This window comes from Comamonas sp. MYb396, assembly GCF_037479555.1.
Taxonomy (GTDB): domain Bacteria; phylum Pseudomonadota; class Gammaproteobacteria; order Burkholderiales; family Burkholderiaceae_C; genus Comamonas.
The window spans coordinates 52,408-67,934 of the sequence record NZ_JBBGYU010000011.1 but is presented as its reverse complement, the minus strand read 5'-3'; the positions used below and the strand labels follow the sequence as shown (position 1 = coordinate 67,934).

The 15,527-nt window shown below is 61.9% G+C and carries 14 protein-coding genes and 1 pseudogene; 11 read left to right on the top strand and 4 right to left on the bottom strand.

The features are described from left to right. Positions 1 to 288: 288 nt before the first annotated feature. Positions 289 to 699, bottom strand: a complete 411-nt coding sequence (speD, locus tag WH265_RS21565; RefSeq protein ID WP_021025704.1) for an adenosylmethionine decarboxylase — start codon at positions 697 to 699, stop codon at positions 289 to 291. Positions 700 to 740: 41 nt separating this feature from the next. Then, the gene (gene gph / locus WH265_RS21560) at positions 741 to 1,451 is read right to left on the bottom strand and encodes a phosphoglycolate phosphatase (protein WP_339559613.1); all 711 of its coding nucleotides are present in this window, start codon (positions 1,449 to 1,451) and stop codon (positions 741 to 743) included. Positions 1,452 to 1,677: 226 nt separating this feature from the next. On the opposite strand from gph, the gene WH265_RS21555 reads away from it, so the two are divergent. The 6 genes from WH265_RS21555 (at position 1,678) to WH265_RS21530 (ending at position 9,186) form a co-directional block, all read left to right on the top strand. Beyond that, positions 1,678 to 2,130 (top strand): type IV pilin protein, encoded by a 453-nt coding sequence (locus WH265_RS21555; RefSeq protein ID WP_339559612.1) that lies wholly within the window; start codon positions 1,678 to 1,680, stop codon positions 2,128 to 2,130. Positions 2,131 to 2,159: 29 nt separating this feature from the next. Further along, positions 2,160 to 2,756 carry a pilus assembly FimT family protein gene (locus tag WH265_RS21550; protein ID WP_339559611.1) on the top strand — a complete coding sequence of 199 codons (597 nt, stop codon included), beginning with the start codon at positions 2,160 to 2,162 and terminating at the stop codon, positions 2,754 to 2,756. 11 nt (positions 2,757 to 2,767) lie between these two features. Further along, positions 2,768 to 3,247, top strand: a complete 480-nt coding sequence (gene pilV, locus WH265_RS21545; protein ID WP_339559610.1) for a type IV pilus modification protein PilV — start codon at positions 2,768 to 2,770, stop codon at positions 3,245 to 3,247. Next, positions 3,244 to 4,356 carry a PilW family protein gene (locus tag WH265_RS21540; protein WP_339559609.1) on the top strand — a complete coding sequence of 371 codons (1,113 nt, stop codon included), beginning with the start codon at positions 3,244 to 3,246 and terminating at the stop codon, positions 4,354 to 4,356. The genes pilV and WH265_RS21540 overlap by 4 nt, the downstream gene beginning before the upstream one ends. Then, on the top strand, positions 4,350 to 4,982 hold the full coding sequence (locus tag WH265_RS21535) for a pilus assembly PilX family protein (RefSeq protein WP_339559608.1): 633 nt from the start codon (positions 4,350 to 4,352) through the stop codon (positions 4,980 to 4,982). Before WH265_RS21540 ends, WH265_RS21535 begins: the two co-directional genes overlap by 7 nt. 100 nt (positions 4,983 to 5,082) lie before the next feature. Further along, complete coding sequence (locus WH265_RS21530) at positions 5,083 to 9,186, top strand: pilus assembly protein (protein WP_339559607.1); 4,104 nt, start codon at positions 5,083 to 5,085, stop codon at positions 9,184 to 9,186. Positions 9,187 to 9,280: 94 nt separating this feature from the next. Here WH265_RS21530 and rpe read toward each other — a convergent pair whose 3' ends face one another. Beyond that, a complete protein-coding gene (gene rpe / locus WH265_RS21525; protein WP_021025696.1) occupies positions 9,281 to 9,961 on the bottom strand; it encodes a ribulose-phosphate 3-epimerase in 681 nt (226 codons plus the stop codon). Between the two features lie 50 nt (positions 9,962 to 10,011). Here rpe and apaG point away from each other — a divergent pair, with 50 nt between their 5' ends. The 5 genes from apaG to WH265_RS21500 are packed head-to-tail and all read left to right on the top strand — an operon-like array spanning position 10,012 to position 14,645. Beyond that, positions 10,012 to 10,422, top strand: coding sequence for a Co2+/Mg2+ efflux protein ApaG (gene apaG / locus WH265_RS21520; protein ID WP_021025695.1), 411 nt, complete (start codon positions 10,012 to 10,014; stop codon positions 10,420 to 10,422). Continuing rightward, positions 10,422 to 12,515: a site-specific recombinase gene (locus WH265_RS21515; protein ID WP_339521131.1), complete on the top strand. Its 2,094-nt coding sequence runs from the start codon at positions 10,422 to 10,424 to the stop codon at positions 12,513 to 12,515. Before apaG ends, WH265_RS21515 begins: the two co-directional genes overlap by 1 nt. Position 12,516: 1 nt before the next feature. Next, positions 12,517 to 13,500 (top strand): thiamine-phosphate kinase, encoded by a 984-nt coding sequence (thiL, locus tag WH265_RS21510; protein ID WP_339559606.1) that lies wholly within the window; start codon positions 12,517 to 12,519, stop codon positions 13,498 to 13,500. Positions 13,501 to 13,557: 57 nt separating this feature from the next. Then, entirely contained in the window at positions 13,558 to 14,121 is a 564-nt protein-coding gene (locus WH265_RS21505) for a phosphatidylglycerophosphatase A family protein (protein WP_445228564.1), read from the top strand. Continuing rightward, a complete protein-coding gene (locus WH265_RS21500; RefSeq protein WP_339559605.1) occupies positions 14,118 to 14,645 on the top strand; it encodes a CinA family protein in 528 nt (175 codons plus the stop codon). The genes WH265_RS21505 and WH265_RS21500 overlap by 4 nt, the downstream gene beginning before the upstream one ends. Positions 14,646 to 15,089: 444 nt before the next feature. Here the strand turns inward: WH265_RS21500 and WH265_RS21495 are convergent. Then, positions 15,090 to 15,482 (bottom strand): annotated as a pseudogene (locus WH265_RS21495) (transposase); the annotation flags it as partial. Between the last annotated feature and the right edge of the window lie 45 nt (positions 15,483 to 15,527).

The following is a 15,527-nucleotide window of genomic DNA, read 5'->3' as shown; positions in this document are numbered from 1 at the left end:
AACCATCCCCAGCTTGAGCAGCGCACGCTGGATGTGTGCGTATCGTGCGCTGCAGTTCATCTTTGGTGGACTGGTCTTGCAACCAGCCCTCGGGCGCACGCTGGGGCGTGTTACCCAGCGGCAGTCAAACAGTCATAGATACAGGCTTACGCCAGGGCCAAGCTCCCCGGTCGGAACGACCTGTAATGACTGCGTGATGGATGAACATGGCGCCTAGTGTAGCAAACGAATCTGCAAACGACGGTGTAAAAACCAGAAAACCGGGGATTAACCAGAAAACGGGGGATTTCAGCGCGGCAAGCCGGCAGTTGCCCCCCCGCTGGCCTGCAGACTGCCCCGCTGCAGCCGCTGGTGCTGGCAGCGCATAGGCTGCAAGGCGCCCACCAAGCGATCGACGACCTGCTGCGCCTTGGCCGAGTTGTCGCCCGAGAAATTGCAGACATAGACATCGAGCGTGACATGGCCCAGCTCCGGCCAGGTGTGGATCGCCACATGCGACTCGGCCAGCAGCACCACGCCAGTGACGCCGCCGGGCTGGCCGTTGTGGCTGGGAAACGGCACCCAGCTGTCATGCATGCGCGTCAGCCCCGCATCGGCCACTGCCTGGTTGCACAGCGCAGCGAGCGCCTGCGCATCGACCAGCCAGGCCGCAGGGCACTGGCAGTCATACAGGTCGGCGGTCAAATGCAGTCCGTCCACGTCTTGCTCTTCTCAGTACCGGTCTGGGCGGCGGGGCCGCCTTAGGCCTGCAGCTCGCTGAGCGCATCGACATAGCCGGTCGCCGCCACCTGGCGGATCGGCTGGCCATGGTTGTAGCCATAGCTCACCAGCACCACCGGGCAGCCCGCGTTGTGCGCCGCCTCGGCATCGTTGCTGCTGTCGCCCACCATCAAGGTCTGGGCCGGCTTGCTGCCCAGCGCCTCGCAGGTCTTGAGCAGCGGCAGCGGATCGGGCTTCTTGCGCTCAAAGGAGTCACCGCCAAACACATGGTCAAAATAGTCGCGCAGGCCCTTGGCGCGCAGCAGCGGCTCGGCAAAGGACAGTGGCTTGTTGGTCAGACAGGCCATCTTCAACCCCTTGGCGCGCCATTGCGCCAGCCCCTTCTCCACCCCGTCATACACGCGGGAGAAGCGGCCATTGATGGCCAGGTAGTGGTGCTGGTAGCGCTCCCAGGCCTGGGCATAGCGGTTGTCGATCTCGGTGGCCGGCACCGGCTGGCCGATCGGTTGGTGCACCTGGGCCAGCACATGGGTCAGCACCGCCCGCAGCAAATGCTCCGAGCCCTTGCCCACCATGGGCTCGATGGTCTGCACATCAATCGCCGGCAGCTGCAGATCGGCCAGCATGCGGTTGAGCGCCTCGGCAAAGTCCCCCATGGTGTCGACCATGGTGCCGTCGAGGTCGACGATGACGGCTTCGCAGCCAGGGAGCATTTTCTTCAGATCAAACATGGCATTCAGCCCACGCAGGGGCTCGGTAGACAGTGCCGCGCCATTCTGCCCCAGTTTGCGTAGAGGCTGAGAAATATCTCCCCAGCGCTGCGCTGCACCGTTTATCACGCCGAAGCCGCCACTGGCTCCGGCCGGTCACCCATCTGCGCTCGATTGCTTTAATGTCACCAAACTCGCAAGTTATAACAACATAGCTGTTATCAATAAACAAAGTCATGGTGATTGCATGATCCGCAAGCTCTCCTCCACCCGACCCTGGCAACAGGGCTTTACGCTGATTGAAGTCATGATCGTGGTGGCAATCATCGGTATTCTGTCCGCCATTGCACTGCCCTCATACCGTGATTACGTGACACGAGGACGCATCCCCGAGGCCACGGCAGCCCTGTCCACCTACCAGGTAAAGATGGAGCAGTGGTTCCAGGACAACCGCAAGTACCGCAATACCGACAGCGCTTGCGGCGCACTGCCAGCAGACAACAACAGCGGCAAGTATTTCAATATCAGCTGTTCGGCCAGCTCGGATACCGTTTACACCTTGACCGCGACCGGCAAGGGGCCCATGAGCGGCTTCACCTATACCGTGAACCAGGCGGGAGGCAAAGCCACGACGGCCGTGCCCAGCCGCTGGACCACCTCCGACACCTGCTGGATCACCGGCAAGGGCGGCACATGCTAGGCCTTGTGCGTCCACGTGCCCGGTCGCGCATGCGCGGCATGACCTTGATTGAGTTGATGATCGGTCTGACCATCGTGGCTATCGTGCTGATGCTCGGCATGCCATCCATGGTCGTGTGGATGAAGAACTCCCGCATCCGCACCGCCGCCGACAGCCTGCATAACAGCATGCAGGCAGCCCGGGCCGAGGCCGTGCGCCGCAACCAGGTAGTACGCGTTCAGGTGGTGGACAACTTGAACAATGACTGCAGCCTTAGCTCCAGCGGTCACTATTGGGTTACCAGCCTGGGATCCGCATCCAACCCTGCATCCAGCTGCGCCAGCGCCATCGATGACAGCACCGAGCCCAAGATCTTGCAAAAGGGCGCCGTCGCCAATTCTGCCAACGTCAAGGTCAATGCGTCGCAAACCGTATTTGCGTTCAATGGTCTTGGCCAACAGGCCAGTACCACCGAACCCACCACCACGGCACCGGAAGCCATGACTGTGCAAATCACCGCCACCGAAGGCAGCTGCGTCCAAGCAGGTGGCGAAATCCGTTGCCTCAACATCACCGTCAGCCCCGCAGGTCAGGTGCGCATGTGCGACCCGGCCATTTCGACGGCAGGCGACGCGCTCAAGTGCTGAAGGAGAGTGCCATGAAGTCATCCATCCCTTTGCCGCGCATGCAACGCCGCCAGCAGCAGCCTTCCCAGCAGCGCGGCGTCTTGTTGCTTGAAGCACTGATCGCCATTCTTATCTTCTCGCTGGGGATTTTGGGCGTGGTGGGCCTGCAAGCGGCGTCGATCAAACAGGCTACCGCTGCGGAAGACCGCGCCAAGGCGGCGTCCCTCGCCAACGACCTGATCAGCCGCATGTGGTCCAGCAACCATGCCACGCTCAGCACCAACTTCAGCTCTACCGGAGATGGCTTTACCCATTGGCTCACGACGGTAGAGAACTCGCAGCTGCCCGGCGTCAAAGGCAGTGACAGCTTAAAGCCCACCATCAGCTTTACCGATGGGCCCGCCAGTGCCACCGGCATTGCGGTCAGCACACAGGCGGAGATCGTCATCAAGTGGCAGGCCCATAACGAGAGCTCCGCGCACCAATACACCGCTATCGCTGTCATCAAATGACTACTTCCCTCTCTCGCTCGCGCCAAGCGGGCTTCAGCCTGATCGAAATCATGGTGGCCGTGGTGATTGGCATGATCGGGGTCATCATCATGACCCAGGTGCTGATGCAATCCGACGGTGCCCGGCGCAACACCACCAGTGGTGACGATGCCCAGATCAATGCCTCCATTGCATTGTCGGGTCTTGAGCGCGATATCCGCATGTCCGGCTATGGACTCAACTCGCTGAACCTGCTGGGTTGTACCTTGACTTTTACACCGTCTAAAGAAAGCGGTGTGCTTACCACGGGCCTGAGCATTGGGCCGGTGGTCATCAATCCAGCCACGAACCTGGTGCCCGCTGGTGATGCGAACACCGACACGCTGCTGGTGATGTACGGCAGCAGCAACAGCCCAGGGGAAGGCGATGCCCTGATAGCGGCCAGCTCCAGCACCAGCTACAAGATGACCACCGCCCCCTCCTTCGCGGAAAATGACAGGACCATCGCTGTATCCCTTCCGCGCACTGCGACCTGTGCCGTCAAAACCGACCGCGTTACCAATGTTCCCGGCGATGGGACCATCGCCGTGGCAGCCGGCGTGAGCGGTATCAAGGCTGGCGACGTTATCTACAACCTGGGGGCAAGGCCCGTTGTCCGCGCCTACGCAGTACGCAATGGCAATCTCACAGTCTGCGACTACACCGCCTACAACTGCAGCAAGACCTCGTACACCAGCACACTCAACAGCGATGTCTGGGTTCCGGTAGGCAACAACGTCGTGAGCTTGCGTGCGCAATATGGGCATGACAAGACTGCAGGCACGATGACCGGAGTGGTGACGGATTTTGACCGAACGACCCCCAGCTCCAGCACCTTTCCCGCCTGCGAATGGGCTCGTCTGCTGACCTTGCGCCTGGCCGTGGTAGCCCGTGGCGGTCAGTACGACAAGGAGGTGGTGACTGATGCCGTGCCCACCTGGGCCGGCAGCGAAGGCATTGCTTTCACCTTGGGCGATGGCTCCGACTGGAAGCACTACCGCTACAAGACCGTGGAGACCGCCGTACCCTTGCGCAACATGCTCTGGCAGGGCGGCCAGCCCAGTTACCAAGGAGGAGAAAGCGGATGCTGAATCGCTCCCATAGCTTTGTACGCCGTCAAGAACGCGGTGTCGTCATGATTGTTGCGCTGATCGTGCTGGTGGCACTGATCCTGGGCGCCCTGGCGCTCACCAAGTCGGTGTTCACCTCCAACCTGATTGCCGGCAATCTTTCTTTCCAAAAGGCAGCCACCAACTCGGCCGACCTGGGCGTGGAAAACGCCATCTCCTGGCTTGAGCAACAGAACGGCAAGGCAGGCAGCTGCGACCCGGGCACCAAGGTGCTGGCCTGTGACCACAAATCCAACGGTTACCTTGCCGTGGCACAAAACCCCACGGCGGGAGAATCCTGGTCCGACTTCTGGGACAAGACATTGGTACCCGCCAATGCCGTCAAGACACTGTCGGCCGATGGCGCGGACAACACTTCGGCCTACGTGATTCAGCGCATGTGCAGCGCCGCTGGCGACAGCGGCAGCACAGGCGTGTTCTGCTCCACCTCGCCCAATTCCTCAGGCGGCACCTGTACCAGCGGCAGCAGCTGCGACACGCAGGGCATCAACCTGTACTCCGTCAGCCAGGTGTACTACCGCATCACCGTGCGCGTGCAGGGCCCCAACCATACCGTGAGCTTTGTCCAAGCCATGGTGGCCATGTAGACCCATTTTTTTAGCATCTATCTTTGGATCCGCTGCCATGACCTATTTATCTACCCCGATGGCACTCGGCAGGCCCTTAATGCAAGCCATCAGTGCGGGCATGTTGCTCATCGCCGTACAGGCTTTTGCCTCTACTGATCTAGCCACCGCTCCGCTGCAAACCTCGACCGCCACCCAGGTCAAGCCCAATATCTTCTTTGTGCTGGATGACTCGGGGAGTATGAAGTGGGACTTCATGCCCGACTGGGTCAATCAGGGCCAGGGCGACGACACCGCCAATCCTCCAGAGTTGATTCGCAACAGCGGCTATAACGGCATCTACTACGATCCGGCCATCACCTATACGCCGCCTAAAAAGTACGATGGAACCAGCTTTGCGAGCTATACCTCGGGCTGGACCCGGGTTCCTTACGACGGTTTCGGTGTGCAGACTGCTGCAACCCAGTTCTCAGACCGGAACTCCTCCGTGCAGCGCAACCTGTTCACGCGCACCGATGCCGGCGCTACGCAGGATCTGACGGGCACCACGTATGCGGCTCAGCACTACACCTTTGTGTCTGGCGAATACTGCAAGTCCGCGAACCTGAAGGAGTGCAACACCCAGACGACAGCATCGACGGAATACCCGATTGCTGCCAAATTGCGCTGGTGCAGTGATGACACCATGACGGATTGCCAAGCCTCTCGCATCGAGACAGACCCAGGCGATGGCAAGACCTATACCATTGCGCGCTATCCGGGCAAGCCCATTGCGGCTGCCTCAGCGACTGCACAGTTGACGGTTTCACAAGCCAGCAGCAGCCGCAGCGTTAGTAGCATCAAAGTCAATGGTCTTGAAATTCTGTCGTCCAGTGCCAGCGGCAGCAGCAATAACAACCTTGCGGCGTCCATTGTCACCATGATCAACCGTTGCACTGCGAGTATTCCTCTGTTCAGCAGTTGTACCGTCGCCGGTTACTCAGCGACCAGAAGTGGCGCCGTAGTGACCATCACCGCACCAAGCAGCCTGGGCAACCTGACAGCCACCCCGGCGGTGACGAAGACCAGCAGCTTGACCGTCGATGCCACGGCATTCTCGGGTGGCAGAGCCACCTCGAATGTACCTGGCCGCAATATCCTCACCAACATCGTCAGCGGCAGCACCTACCCGTATCCAGGTACCACCGCCAAAGCATCCTCCCGCAGCGATTGCGCTGGCAATGTCTGTACCTACAACGAGGAGATGACCAACTACGCCAATTGGTGGGCCTACTACCGCACCCGCATGCAGATGACCAAGACGGCCACATCCAATGCGTTCGCCACACTGGATGACAGCTTCCGCCTGGGCTACATGACCATCAACAACAACAATGGCAACAACAGCAATACCGGCAGCAAGAATACGGACGACGCCAACAGCGACTTCTTGAATGTCAATACCTTCAACGCCGAAGCAGGTCAGCAAAAGTCTAAATGGTACGCAAAACTCACTGCTGCTGTACCCAATAACGGCACGTCGCTGCGTGTGTCGCTGTCGGTTGCAGGGCAGCTCTATGCGGGCAAGCTCAATGGCGTGCAACAGCTGTGGACGTCAGCATCAAGCGGCAAGAAATCAGGTGTTACCGTCACCGACCCCATGCAATATGCCTGCCAGCGCAACTACACCATGCTGTCTACCGATGGCTATTGGAACGGTAGTGGCGGCACCCAGGTGGATGGCAGCACCAGCATCGGCGATGAGGACGGCAGTGCAGCGCGCCCTTACAAGGATGGCAATAACCGCTCCAACACCTTGGCGGACGTCGCCGCGTACTACTACAACACGGACCTGCGCACCACGGCGCTGAACAATGCGACCGGCAGTGGTGGCACCGATGTTGCCTCAAACAATGTGCCCGATGGACAGCAGCGCATGTTTACCTCCACCGTGGGTCTGGGTGCGTCAGGCTACATGCGCTACCAGAGCAACTACGCCAGCGCTACCAGTGGCGACTATTACGACATTCTCAAAGGAACCCAGACCTCGGCGGAGACCCGCGCCAAGGGCATTTGCAGCTGGCAAAACTCAGGCCAGTGCAATTGGCCCACGCCCGTCTCCGACACCCAGACCACCATCGATGACCTCTGGCACACCGCCGTCAACGGCCGCGGAACCTATTACAGTGCTAGCAACCCTGCCGCGCTCAAAACAGGCCTGAGTAACTTCTTGCAAAGCGTCTCGGCGGCTACCGGCAATGCTGCAGCGGCCACCACTAGCAATCCCAATACCGTTCAGGGGGATAACTTCGTGTTCCAGTCCACTTTCCGGTCGGTCGACTGGTATGGCGAACTGGCACGCTATCGCCTCGATTTGGACACGGGCGCCCAGATCCCCGATGCCGATTGGTCGCAGTCGGGCACCGTCTATTCCAACGCCGCCAACCGTACTCTGGCTACCCCCTCGCTGGACAACCGGACTTACAGCCAACGCAGCATCTACACCTACGATGGCAGCGCTCGCGTCGCTTTTGACTGGTCATCCATGGGTGCGACCATGCGCAACCTGTTCAATCTCAGCGCCATCAGCTCGCTGTCCCAGATGTGCGACGCCGGCGATACCTGCCTGGATGCCGCAGCCAAGGCCAACAGCACCACCGCCGGCACCACCACAGGTGCAGCAGGTATCAACCTGGTGAACTTCCTGCGCGGTGACCGCAGCAATGAAGGGCCGGACAAGACCACTTACTACCGCCAGCGCGCACATGTGCTGGGCGATATCGTGGATTCGCAGGCTGTCTACATCAAGCGCCCGATGTACAACTACGCGGACACCGGTTACACCACCTTCAAGTCGGACAAGGCCAGCCGCCAGGGCATGGTGTATGTCGGTGCCAATGACGGCATGCTGCATGCATTCAATGCCGACAATGGTTCCGAATCCTGGGCCTATATTCCGTCGATGCTGCTGTCGCGCCTCTACAAGCTGGCCGACAAGAACTACAGCAACAACCACCAGTACTATGTCAATGCCACCCCCCAACAAGGCGATGTCTATTACGATGATGCTTGGCATACCATTCTGGTGGGCGGCTTGGGCCGTGGTGGCCGCGGCTTTTATGCACTGAACGTGACAGACCCCGCTGCACCTGCCGTGTTGTGGGAGTTCACTGCTGACACCGCAGCGGGCAATGGCTATACCCGTGATGCCGATCTGGGCTACTCGTTTGGCACGCCGGTCATCACCAAGCTCTCGGATGGCACCTGGGTGGTGCTGGTCACTTCGGGCTATAACAACAACGAGGCCACCAATGCCACCGGCGGCGGCTTTGTCTGGGTGCTGAACGCCAAAACCGGCGCCATCATCAAGAAGATCTCCACCGGAGAAGGCTCACGAGCCAACCCCTCGGGTCTGGCGCGCATCCTGGCCTATTCAGAAACGGCCATGACCAACAACAAGGCCACCACCGTGTATGGCGGTGATCTGTTGGGCAATGTCTGGCGGATGGACATCAGTGCACTGACCTCCGCCGGCGGCGATGCACCCGTCACCAAGCTGGCCACCTTGCAGTACAGCAGTACGGCACAAGCCATCACCGCCCGCCCGCAGGTCAGCAAGGTCGGAGACGCCCGCGTCGTCTTTGTCGGAACCGGTCGCTACCTCGGTGTTTCCGATATCGCCAATACCGATGTGCAGTCGATCTACGCGATCAAGGACGCCAATAGCGCCTATGGCAATCCACGTGAAAGCACCTGCTCGGGCACCAGCAAAGTCAACTGCTTTGTCAAACAGACCTACACCGACAGCAACAACAAGCGCACAGCCAGCTCGACGGTCAGCTATGACGTGGACTTCGACACCATGCGCGGCTGGTATGTGGATCTGCCGACCTCAGGTGAGCGCGCCAATACCGACCCCGCCTTGCAACTGGGTACGCTGGTGTTCACGACCAATGTGCCGAGTGACGACAGTGCCTGCAGCCCTGGCGGTACCAGCAATATCATCTATGTCAATTACCGCACGGGTCTAGCGGTGCCCGGCAGCAACGACATCGGTGGTCTGCTGTCGAGCAACGGCATCTCGGCGCTGGCCAGTGCCGCCACCTTGGTGCGCCTGCCCAATGGCAAGGTGGTGGCCGTCATCAACCTGTCCAATGGCACCACGGTGACCATCGAGATCCCGGTGGCATCTAGCAACCAGAAGACAAGACGCGTCTCCTGGCGCGAGCTGATCACCGGCCAATAAGGGGCATTCCCCAAAGCAAAACCGCAGTTCATGGCTGCGGTTTTTGTTTTTTACGGCTGCCAACAGCCTGCCCCCTCAGGGGCTCAGTTCTGGCCTACCCCAACGCCCCCCGCATCTGCTCAATCACCCCCTTGTAATCAGGCTTGCCAAAAATCGCACTGCCCGCCACAAAGGTGTCCGCCCCCGCATCCGCCACGCGGCGGATATTGGTTTCCTTGATGCCGCCGTCGACTTCCAGGCGGATGTCCTTGCCGCTGGCGTCGATGCGCTTGCGCGTTGCTTCGATCTTGCGCAGGGTCGAGTCGATGAAGCTCTGGCCGCCAAAGCCGGGGTTGACGCTCATCAGCAAGACCAGGTCGATGTCCTCGATCACCCAGTCCAGCACGTCCAGTGGCATCGCCGGGTTGAACACCAGGCCAGCCTTGCAGCCCTGCGCCTTGATGGCCTGGATGCTGCGGTGTACATGGGCCGAAGCATCGGGGTGGAAGCTGATATAGTCGGCGCCTGCCTGGGCAAAGGCGGCGGCCAGCTCGTCCACCGGCTGCACCATCAGGTGCACATCGATAGGTGCCGGCGTACCGTCAGGCTTGATCGCATGGGGCTTCAGGGCCGCGCAAATCATCGGCCCGAAGGTCAGATTGGGCACGTAATGGTTGTCCATCACGTCAAAATGTATCCAGTCCGCGCCAGCGGCCAGTACGTTGCGCACTTCCTCGCCCAGGCGGGCAAAGTCTGCAGACAGGATTGAGGGGGCAATTCGGTAGGTGGAGCTCATCCCTCTATTGTCGCAGTTAGTATTTCTACCTGACTTCAATCCAGTTTCACATGCCAAAGTTCCAGTTTGAGGTGTCGGTGACACCACAGTACCTGCCTGAGCAGTCCCTGCCCGAGGCCGGCGTATTCCACTTTGTCTATAGCATCATCATTCGTAACAGTGGTGAGGTTCCCGCGCAGCTGATCGCGCGGCACTGGATCATCAAGGACGCCACCGGCTTGGTCCAGGAGGTCAAAGGCCTGGGGGTGGTGGGCCACCAACCGCTGCTCGCTCCCGGCGAATCCTTTGAGTACCAGAGCCAGTGCCGCCTGGCCACCCCGCAAGGCAGCATGGAAGGCAGCTACCTGTGCATCAGCGATGAGGCCCAGACCTTTGACTGCCCGATCCCCCGCTTCACGCTCGACGCCACACAGTACCCCGCCCAAGACGACGACCTGGCGCAAGGACGAGTGCTGCATTGATGTTCAGCAAGAAGAAACCAGATCCGCTGGCGCAGCTGCTCGCAGCGCTCGACCCTGATGCCCCGCTGGCCGAGCGCAACCTCTGGATCATCGAGATCGCCGCCTGGATTCGCGGCCAGCAAAACTCGGTCGACGCGGCCGTGGCCCGCGTGAGCCAGTTGCTGGACGCCATCGATGGCGATGCCGCGCTGCGGGACAAAGTGCAGCGCTGGTGGGCCGTGCAACTGCAGACGGTGGACCTGACGGCGCTGCTGGCCGATTTTGGCTTTGCGCCCCGCACCGCCTTCTTCAATGAGCTGGCCGAGCGCCTGCGCTGGAAGCTGCTGCCCTCCACGCCCGAGACGATCGACGCCACCGTGCTGTTCTCGATGGTCCTGCACACGCCTTTCGATGCCCAGTGGCTCAAGGCCATGGACAAGCCCTTGCTCGAGCGCATCGCCCAGCTGCTGTCGCCCGGCTTTGTGTCGCTGGAGGTGATGGTCGTCCCCACGCAGATTGCGCAAAGCGATGTCGATGCCGGCAGCATTGCCGGGCTGGAGCACTACGGCAACCGCCTCTCGCCCTGGCAGCACCTGGTGCTCAATGCCCTCACCTATTGCGCCGGCCAGATTCTGGCGGCCGGCTTTGCGCCGGAGCTGCGCCTGCGCATGAGCGGCAGCGCCAAGAACACCCAGCCCTTCTACAGCCTGATCAGCGGCGTCGAAGAGCTGCGCCGCGCGATGCTGCACCCCAGCCCCAAGGCCGCCGATGTGCTGGAGGCCGAAGAAAACGTGCGCCGCAGCCTGGACGAATGCCGCACCGCCGTGGCCTCGATCTACGAACACTTTGAAGACAATGGCGTCTCGGTCGGCGTCGTGTTCCGGCTGCGCCAGCTGCGCATGCGCATCTTGCGGGTGCGCGAGCTGCTCGACTGCCTGCTGTCGGCCAACCCCAAGGTCATCACCGCCAAGCTGCTGGCCCACCTGGTGGCCGTGGGCCTGGAGCGCCAGAGCATCCGCGCGCTGATCTCGTCCAACTCGTCGCTGCTGGCCTCCAAGGTGGCCGAGCGCAGCGCCGAGACCGGTGAGCACTACATCACCCGCGACAAGCGCGAGTACGCGCAGATGGCGCGCAAGGCCGCGGGCGGCGGCCTGGTGATGGCCTTCACCACCTTGATCAAGTTCGCGCTGCATGCGGTGGCCATCTCCGCGTTCTGGGGCGGCTTCATCGCCGGCTTCAACTATGCGATCAGCTTTGTGCTGATCCAGCTGCTGCACTTCACCGTCGCCACCAAGCAGCCGGCGATGACGGCACCGGCGATGGCCGCCAAGCTCAAGGAGTCGGGCGATACCGAGGCCGGCATTGCGTCCTTTGTCGACGAGGTCAGCTACCTGGTGCGCTCCCAGGTGGCCGCCGTGCTGGGCAATGTGTTCACCGTCTTCCCGATGGTGCTGCTGCTCACCTGGGGCTGGGCGCGTGCCACCGGCTCGCCCTTCATCGACCAGCACGAGGCCGAGCAGACGCTGAAGTCATTGACCCTGCTGGGCCCCTCGGTGTTCTATGCCGCGTTTACCGGCGTGCTGCTGTTCTCCTCCAGCATCATCGCCGGCTGGACCGAGAACTGGTTCGTGCTGCACCACATGGATTCGGCCATCCGCTACAACCCGCGCATCACCGGCTTTTTGGGCAAGGCACGCGCTGCGCGCTGGGCGGGCTTTATGCGCCGCCATATCTCCGGCTTTGCGTCCAACATCTCGCTGGGCTTCATGCTGGGGCTGATTCCGGTGGTGGCACAGTTCTTTGGCCTGCCCATCGATATCCGCCACGTGACCCTCGCTGCCGGTCAGATCGCCGCAGCCGCCACCAGCATGGGCTTTGAGGTGCTGCACTTCCACGGCTTCTGGCTCTGCGTGGCGGCCCTGCCCTTGCTGGGCGGCTTCAACATTCTGGTGAGCTTCTATCTGGCGTTCCGCCTGGCCCTGCGCGCGCAAAACGTCAGCAATGTCGAGCGCTCGCACATCTACAAGGCGCTGCTCAAGCGGGTGCTGACCCGGCCGCTGAGCTTTTTGCTGCCGCTGCGTTTGAGCCGCAACGCCAGCCCGGGAGGGCGCTGAGATGGCACAGGGCGAGTTCGAACTGATTGCGCAGTACTTCCAACGGCCGGTGCAGCGGGCCGTGCTTGGCGTCGGTGACGACTGCGCCTTGCTCGCGCCCCGGCCCGGCATGCAGCTGGCCATCTCCAGCGATATGCTGGTGCAGGGCCGCCACTTCTTTGCCGATGTGGACCCGCGCACCCTGGGCCACAAGGCGCTGGCCGTCAACCTCAGCGACCTGGCTGCCACGGGCGCCCAGCCGCTGGCCTTTACGCTGGCGCTGGCCCTGCCCGCTGTCGATGGGCCTTGGCTGCAAGCCTTCTCGGAAGGCATGTTTGCCTTGGCCGATGCCCATGGTTGCGAGCTGGTGGGTGGTGATACCACCCAGGGCCCGCTGAACATCTGCATCACCGTGTTTGGCGAGGTGCCAGCCGGCCAGGCGCTGCTGCGCAGCGGCGCCCAGCCCGGCGACGACATCTACGTCAGCGGCCAGCTGGGCGATGCCCGCTTGGCGCTGGAGGCCTTGCTTGGCCAGGTACAGCTGCCCGCCGCTGCGCTGGCCGCAGCCCGCCAGCGGCTCGAAAGCCCCAGCCCGCGCGTGGCCCTGGGCACCGCGCTGCGCGGCATTGCAAGCAGCGCGCTGGACTTGAGCGATGGCCTGGTCGGCGACCTGGGCCATATCCTGCAAGCCAGCAAGGTGGGTGCCGAGCTGCAGGCGGACCGGGTGCTGGCGTGCATGGCAGCGACCGCAGGCGCTCCGGGCGCGGCACTCAACCTGCCCATCGACCTCCAACTGCAATGCTGCCTGGCGGGTGGCGATGACTACGAGCTGTGCTTTACGGCCGCCGCAGACCTGCGCGATGCCGTGCAGCAGGCCAGCCTGGCCGCGCAAACCCCCGTGCAGCGCATTGGCCGCATCACCGCCGCAGCAAGCCTGCGTGTGCACGATGCGCAAGGCCAGCCACTAGCGCAGCACTGGGCCTCGTTTGACCATTTCAAGGCCTGACGGGTCTGGTGGCCCGGCGCTGGCTGGTGCTGCACAGCGCCTTGCCGCAGGCTTATGATGGCGGGCATGAGCGACTCGCCCTTTTCCCCTTCCGCGCCCGGCGCAGCAGGCCCCGTTGCGGCGCCCCGCCGCGCCAACTGGTCCTTCATGCTGCGCAATCCCCTGCACTGGATGGCGCTGGGCTTTGGCTCGGGCCTGAGCCCGGTGGCACCGGGAACGGTGGGCACCTTGTGGGCCTGGGTGGCCTACCTGGTGTTGCAGCTGTGGCTGACGCCAGCGGCGATTGGCTGGGTGATTGGCGCATCGCTGGTGCTCGGCTGGTGGGCCTGCACGGCCACCGCGCGCAACCTCGGCGTGGCTGATCCGGGCGCCATTGTCTGGGATGAGATCATCGCCTTCTGGCTCATCTTGTGGCTGGTCATGCCCACGGGCTTCTGGGGCCAGCTGACCGCTTTTGTGCTGTTCCGCTTTTTCGATGCCGTCAAACCCCAGCCGGTGCGCTGGGCGGATCGCTGCTTCAAAGGCTTTGGCTGGGGCGGCGGTTGGGGCATCATCTGGGACGATCTGGTCGCCGCTTTCTGCACCTTGCTTGTCATCGCCATCGGGAGACATCTGCTATGAACGCCACCGCTGCCTTGCTGACCAAAGATGGGCTGCCCATCCCGGAAACCGTGGCCCAGCTGGCCCAGCACCTGAGCCACCGGGGCTGGATGATGGCCACGGCCGAGAGCTGCACCGGCGGCCTGATTGCCGGCGCCTGCACCGAGCGGCCCGGCTCCAGCCAGTGGCTCGATTGCGGCTTTGTCACCTACTCCAACCGCGCCAAATCCGCGATGCTCGATGTGCCCGCTGCGCTGATCGCCGCCCATGGCGCTGTCAGCGAGCCGGTCGCCCGCGCGATGGCCCAGGGCGCGATTGCGCAGTCCCAGGCCCAGGTCAGCGTGGCGGTGACCGGCGTGGCCGGGCCCGATGGCGGCAGCGCCAGCAAGCCCGTTGGCACCGTCTGGTTTGGCTGGCAGGTGGCCGGGCAGCTGCACAGTGAAGTGCAGCGGTTTGACGGCGACCGCCACGCAGTGCGCCAAGCCACCGTGCAGCATGCGCTGCGCCGCCTGCTGGCGCTGGTGCAAGCCATTACCAACCCATAGAAAAATGAGATCGCTGTTAGGTTGGATACATCAGTTAGGGATCTTTTGCGAAGACACTGATTTCAGAGCTGAGAGTTAGCGCACTGTCGATTTTAAGCCGCAGTGCAGTTTTACATTAAGAGTCTATATGGACGCCCCGGTTTGCCAAGCCTTCAATTCGTGATGCCGTGAAGGTCAAGAGTGCACGCGTATATCCGGACTTTTGCGGCAGCTCGCTGCTGCGGTCCCTGATGGAATTCGCTGACCAAGGTCCCATCGGCTACGCGCACTCGAAGTGCTGTACTCTTATCGAACTGTCTTGGCCCCGGTCTGACCTGTCTTGCCATCACTGCATGACTGCCTGAGCAATCGGTGGTATCTTCTCCCGGTTCGAAGTTGATCGGGCAGAGCCTTCAGTGTTTCAAACGCTGGTTGTTCTACCCCGTTCGTCATAGTCCTTGTCCCCGCGAGCAAGGCCCAGCAGATTCGTGCGTTCTTGTTGGCTAACGCCACGGCAGCGATGTTCTTGTTGTGTCTCTGCGCAACCCCGCACACCCACTGACAGGTGGCACTTGCCGCCTCTCGATTTGGCTGGTCTGCGTGATAGACCACTGACCGAGCCCCTTGTATCAGCAGCGTGCGCAGGTAAGTGTCGCCAAGCTTGCTGATGCCCAGCATATTCTGTTTGCCGCCGCTGGAATGCTGTTTGGGCACCAGGCCCAGCCCCGCGGCAACCTGCCGGCCATCCTTGAAGTTTCTCGCGTCGCCCAGAGAGGCAATCAACGCACTTGCGGTTATCGGGCCGATGCCGGGGATCTGTTCGAGTCGTTTGCTGGCCGCATTGCTACGGTGCCAAGTAAGGTGGGCTCACTGTGCTCCGATAAAGGAGGGGCGTCCATTCCA

What these genes read in the sequence shown, in the direction of transcription:
- WH265_RS21555 (WP_339559612.1), top strand. Translation starts at nt 1,678, where the DNA reads ATGATCCGCAAGCTCTCCTCCACCCGACCCTGGCAACAGGGCTTTACG.
- rpe (WP_021025696.1), bottom strand. Translation starts at nt 9,961, where the DNA reads ATGAGCTCCACCTACCGAATTGCCCCCTCAATCCTGTCTGCAGACTTT.
- pilV (WP_339559610.1), top strand. Translation starts at nt 2,768, where the DNA reads ATGAAGTCATCCATCCCTTTGCCGCGCATGCAACGCCGCCAGCAGCAG.
- WH265_RS21535 (WP_339559608.1), top strand. Translation starts at nt 4,350, where the DNA reads ATGCTGAATCGCTCCCATAGCTTTGTACGCCGTCAAGAACGCGGTGTC.
- WH265_RS21515 (WP_339521131.1), top strand. Translation starts at nt 10,422, where the DNA reads ATGTTCAGCAAGAAGAAACCAGATCCGCTGGCGCAGCTGCTCGCAGCG.
- gph (WP_339559613.1), bottom strand. Translation starts at nt 1,451, where the DNA reads ATGTTTGATCTGAAGAAAATGCTCCCTGGCTGCGAAGCCGTCATCGTC.
- WH265_RS21505 (WP_445228564.1), top strand. Translation starts at nt 13,558, where the DNA reads ATGGCGGGCATGAGCGACTCGCCCTTTTCCCCTTCCGCGCCCGGCGCA.
- WH265_RS21550 (WP_339559611.1), top strand. Translation starts at nt 2,160, where the DNA reads ATGCGCGGCATGACCTTGATTGAGTTGATGATCGGTCTGACCATCGTG.
- apaG (WP_021025695.1), top strand. Translation starts at nt 10,012, where the DNA reads ATGCCAAAGTTCCAGTTTGAGGTGTCGGTGACACCACAGTACCTGCCT.
- WH265_RS21530 (WP_339559607.1), top strand. Translation starts at nt 5,083, where the DNA reads ATGTTGCTCATCGCCGTACAGGCTTTTGCCTCTACTGATCTAGCCACC.
- WH265_RS21500 (WP_339559605.1), top strand. Translation starts at nt 14,118, where the DNA reads ATGAACGCCACCGCTGCCTTGCTGACCAAAGATGGGCTGCCCATCCCG.
- WH265_RS21540 (WP_339559609.1), top strand. Translation starts at nt 3,244, where the DNA reads ATGACTACTTCCCTCTCTCGCTCGCGCCAAGCGGGCTTCAGCCTGATC.
- thiL (WP_339559606.1), top strand. Translation starts at nt 12,517, where the DNA reads ATGGCACAGGGCGAGTTCGAACTGATTGCGCAGTACTTCCAACGGCCG.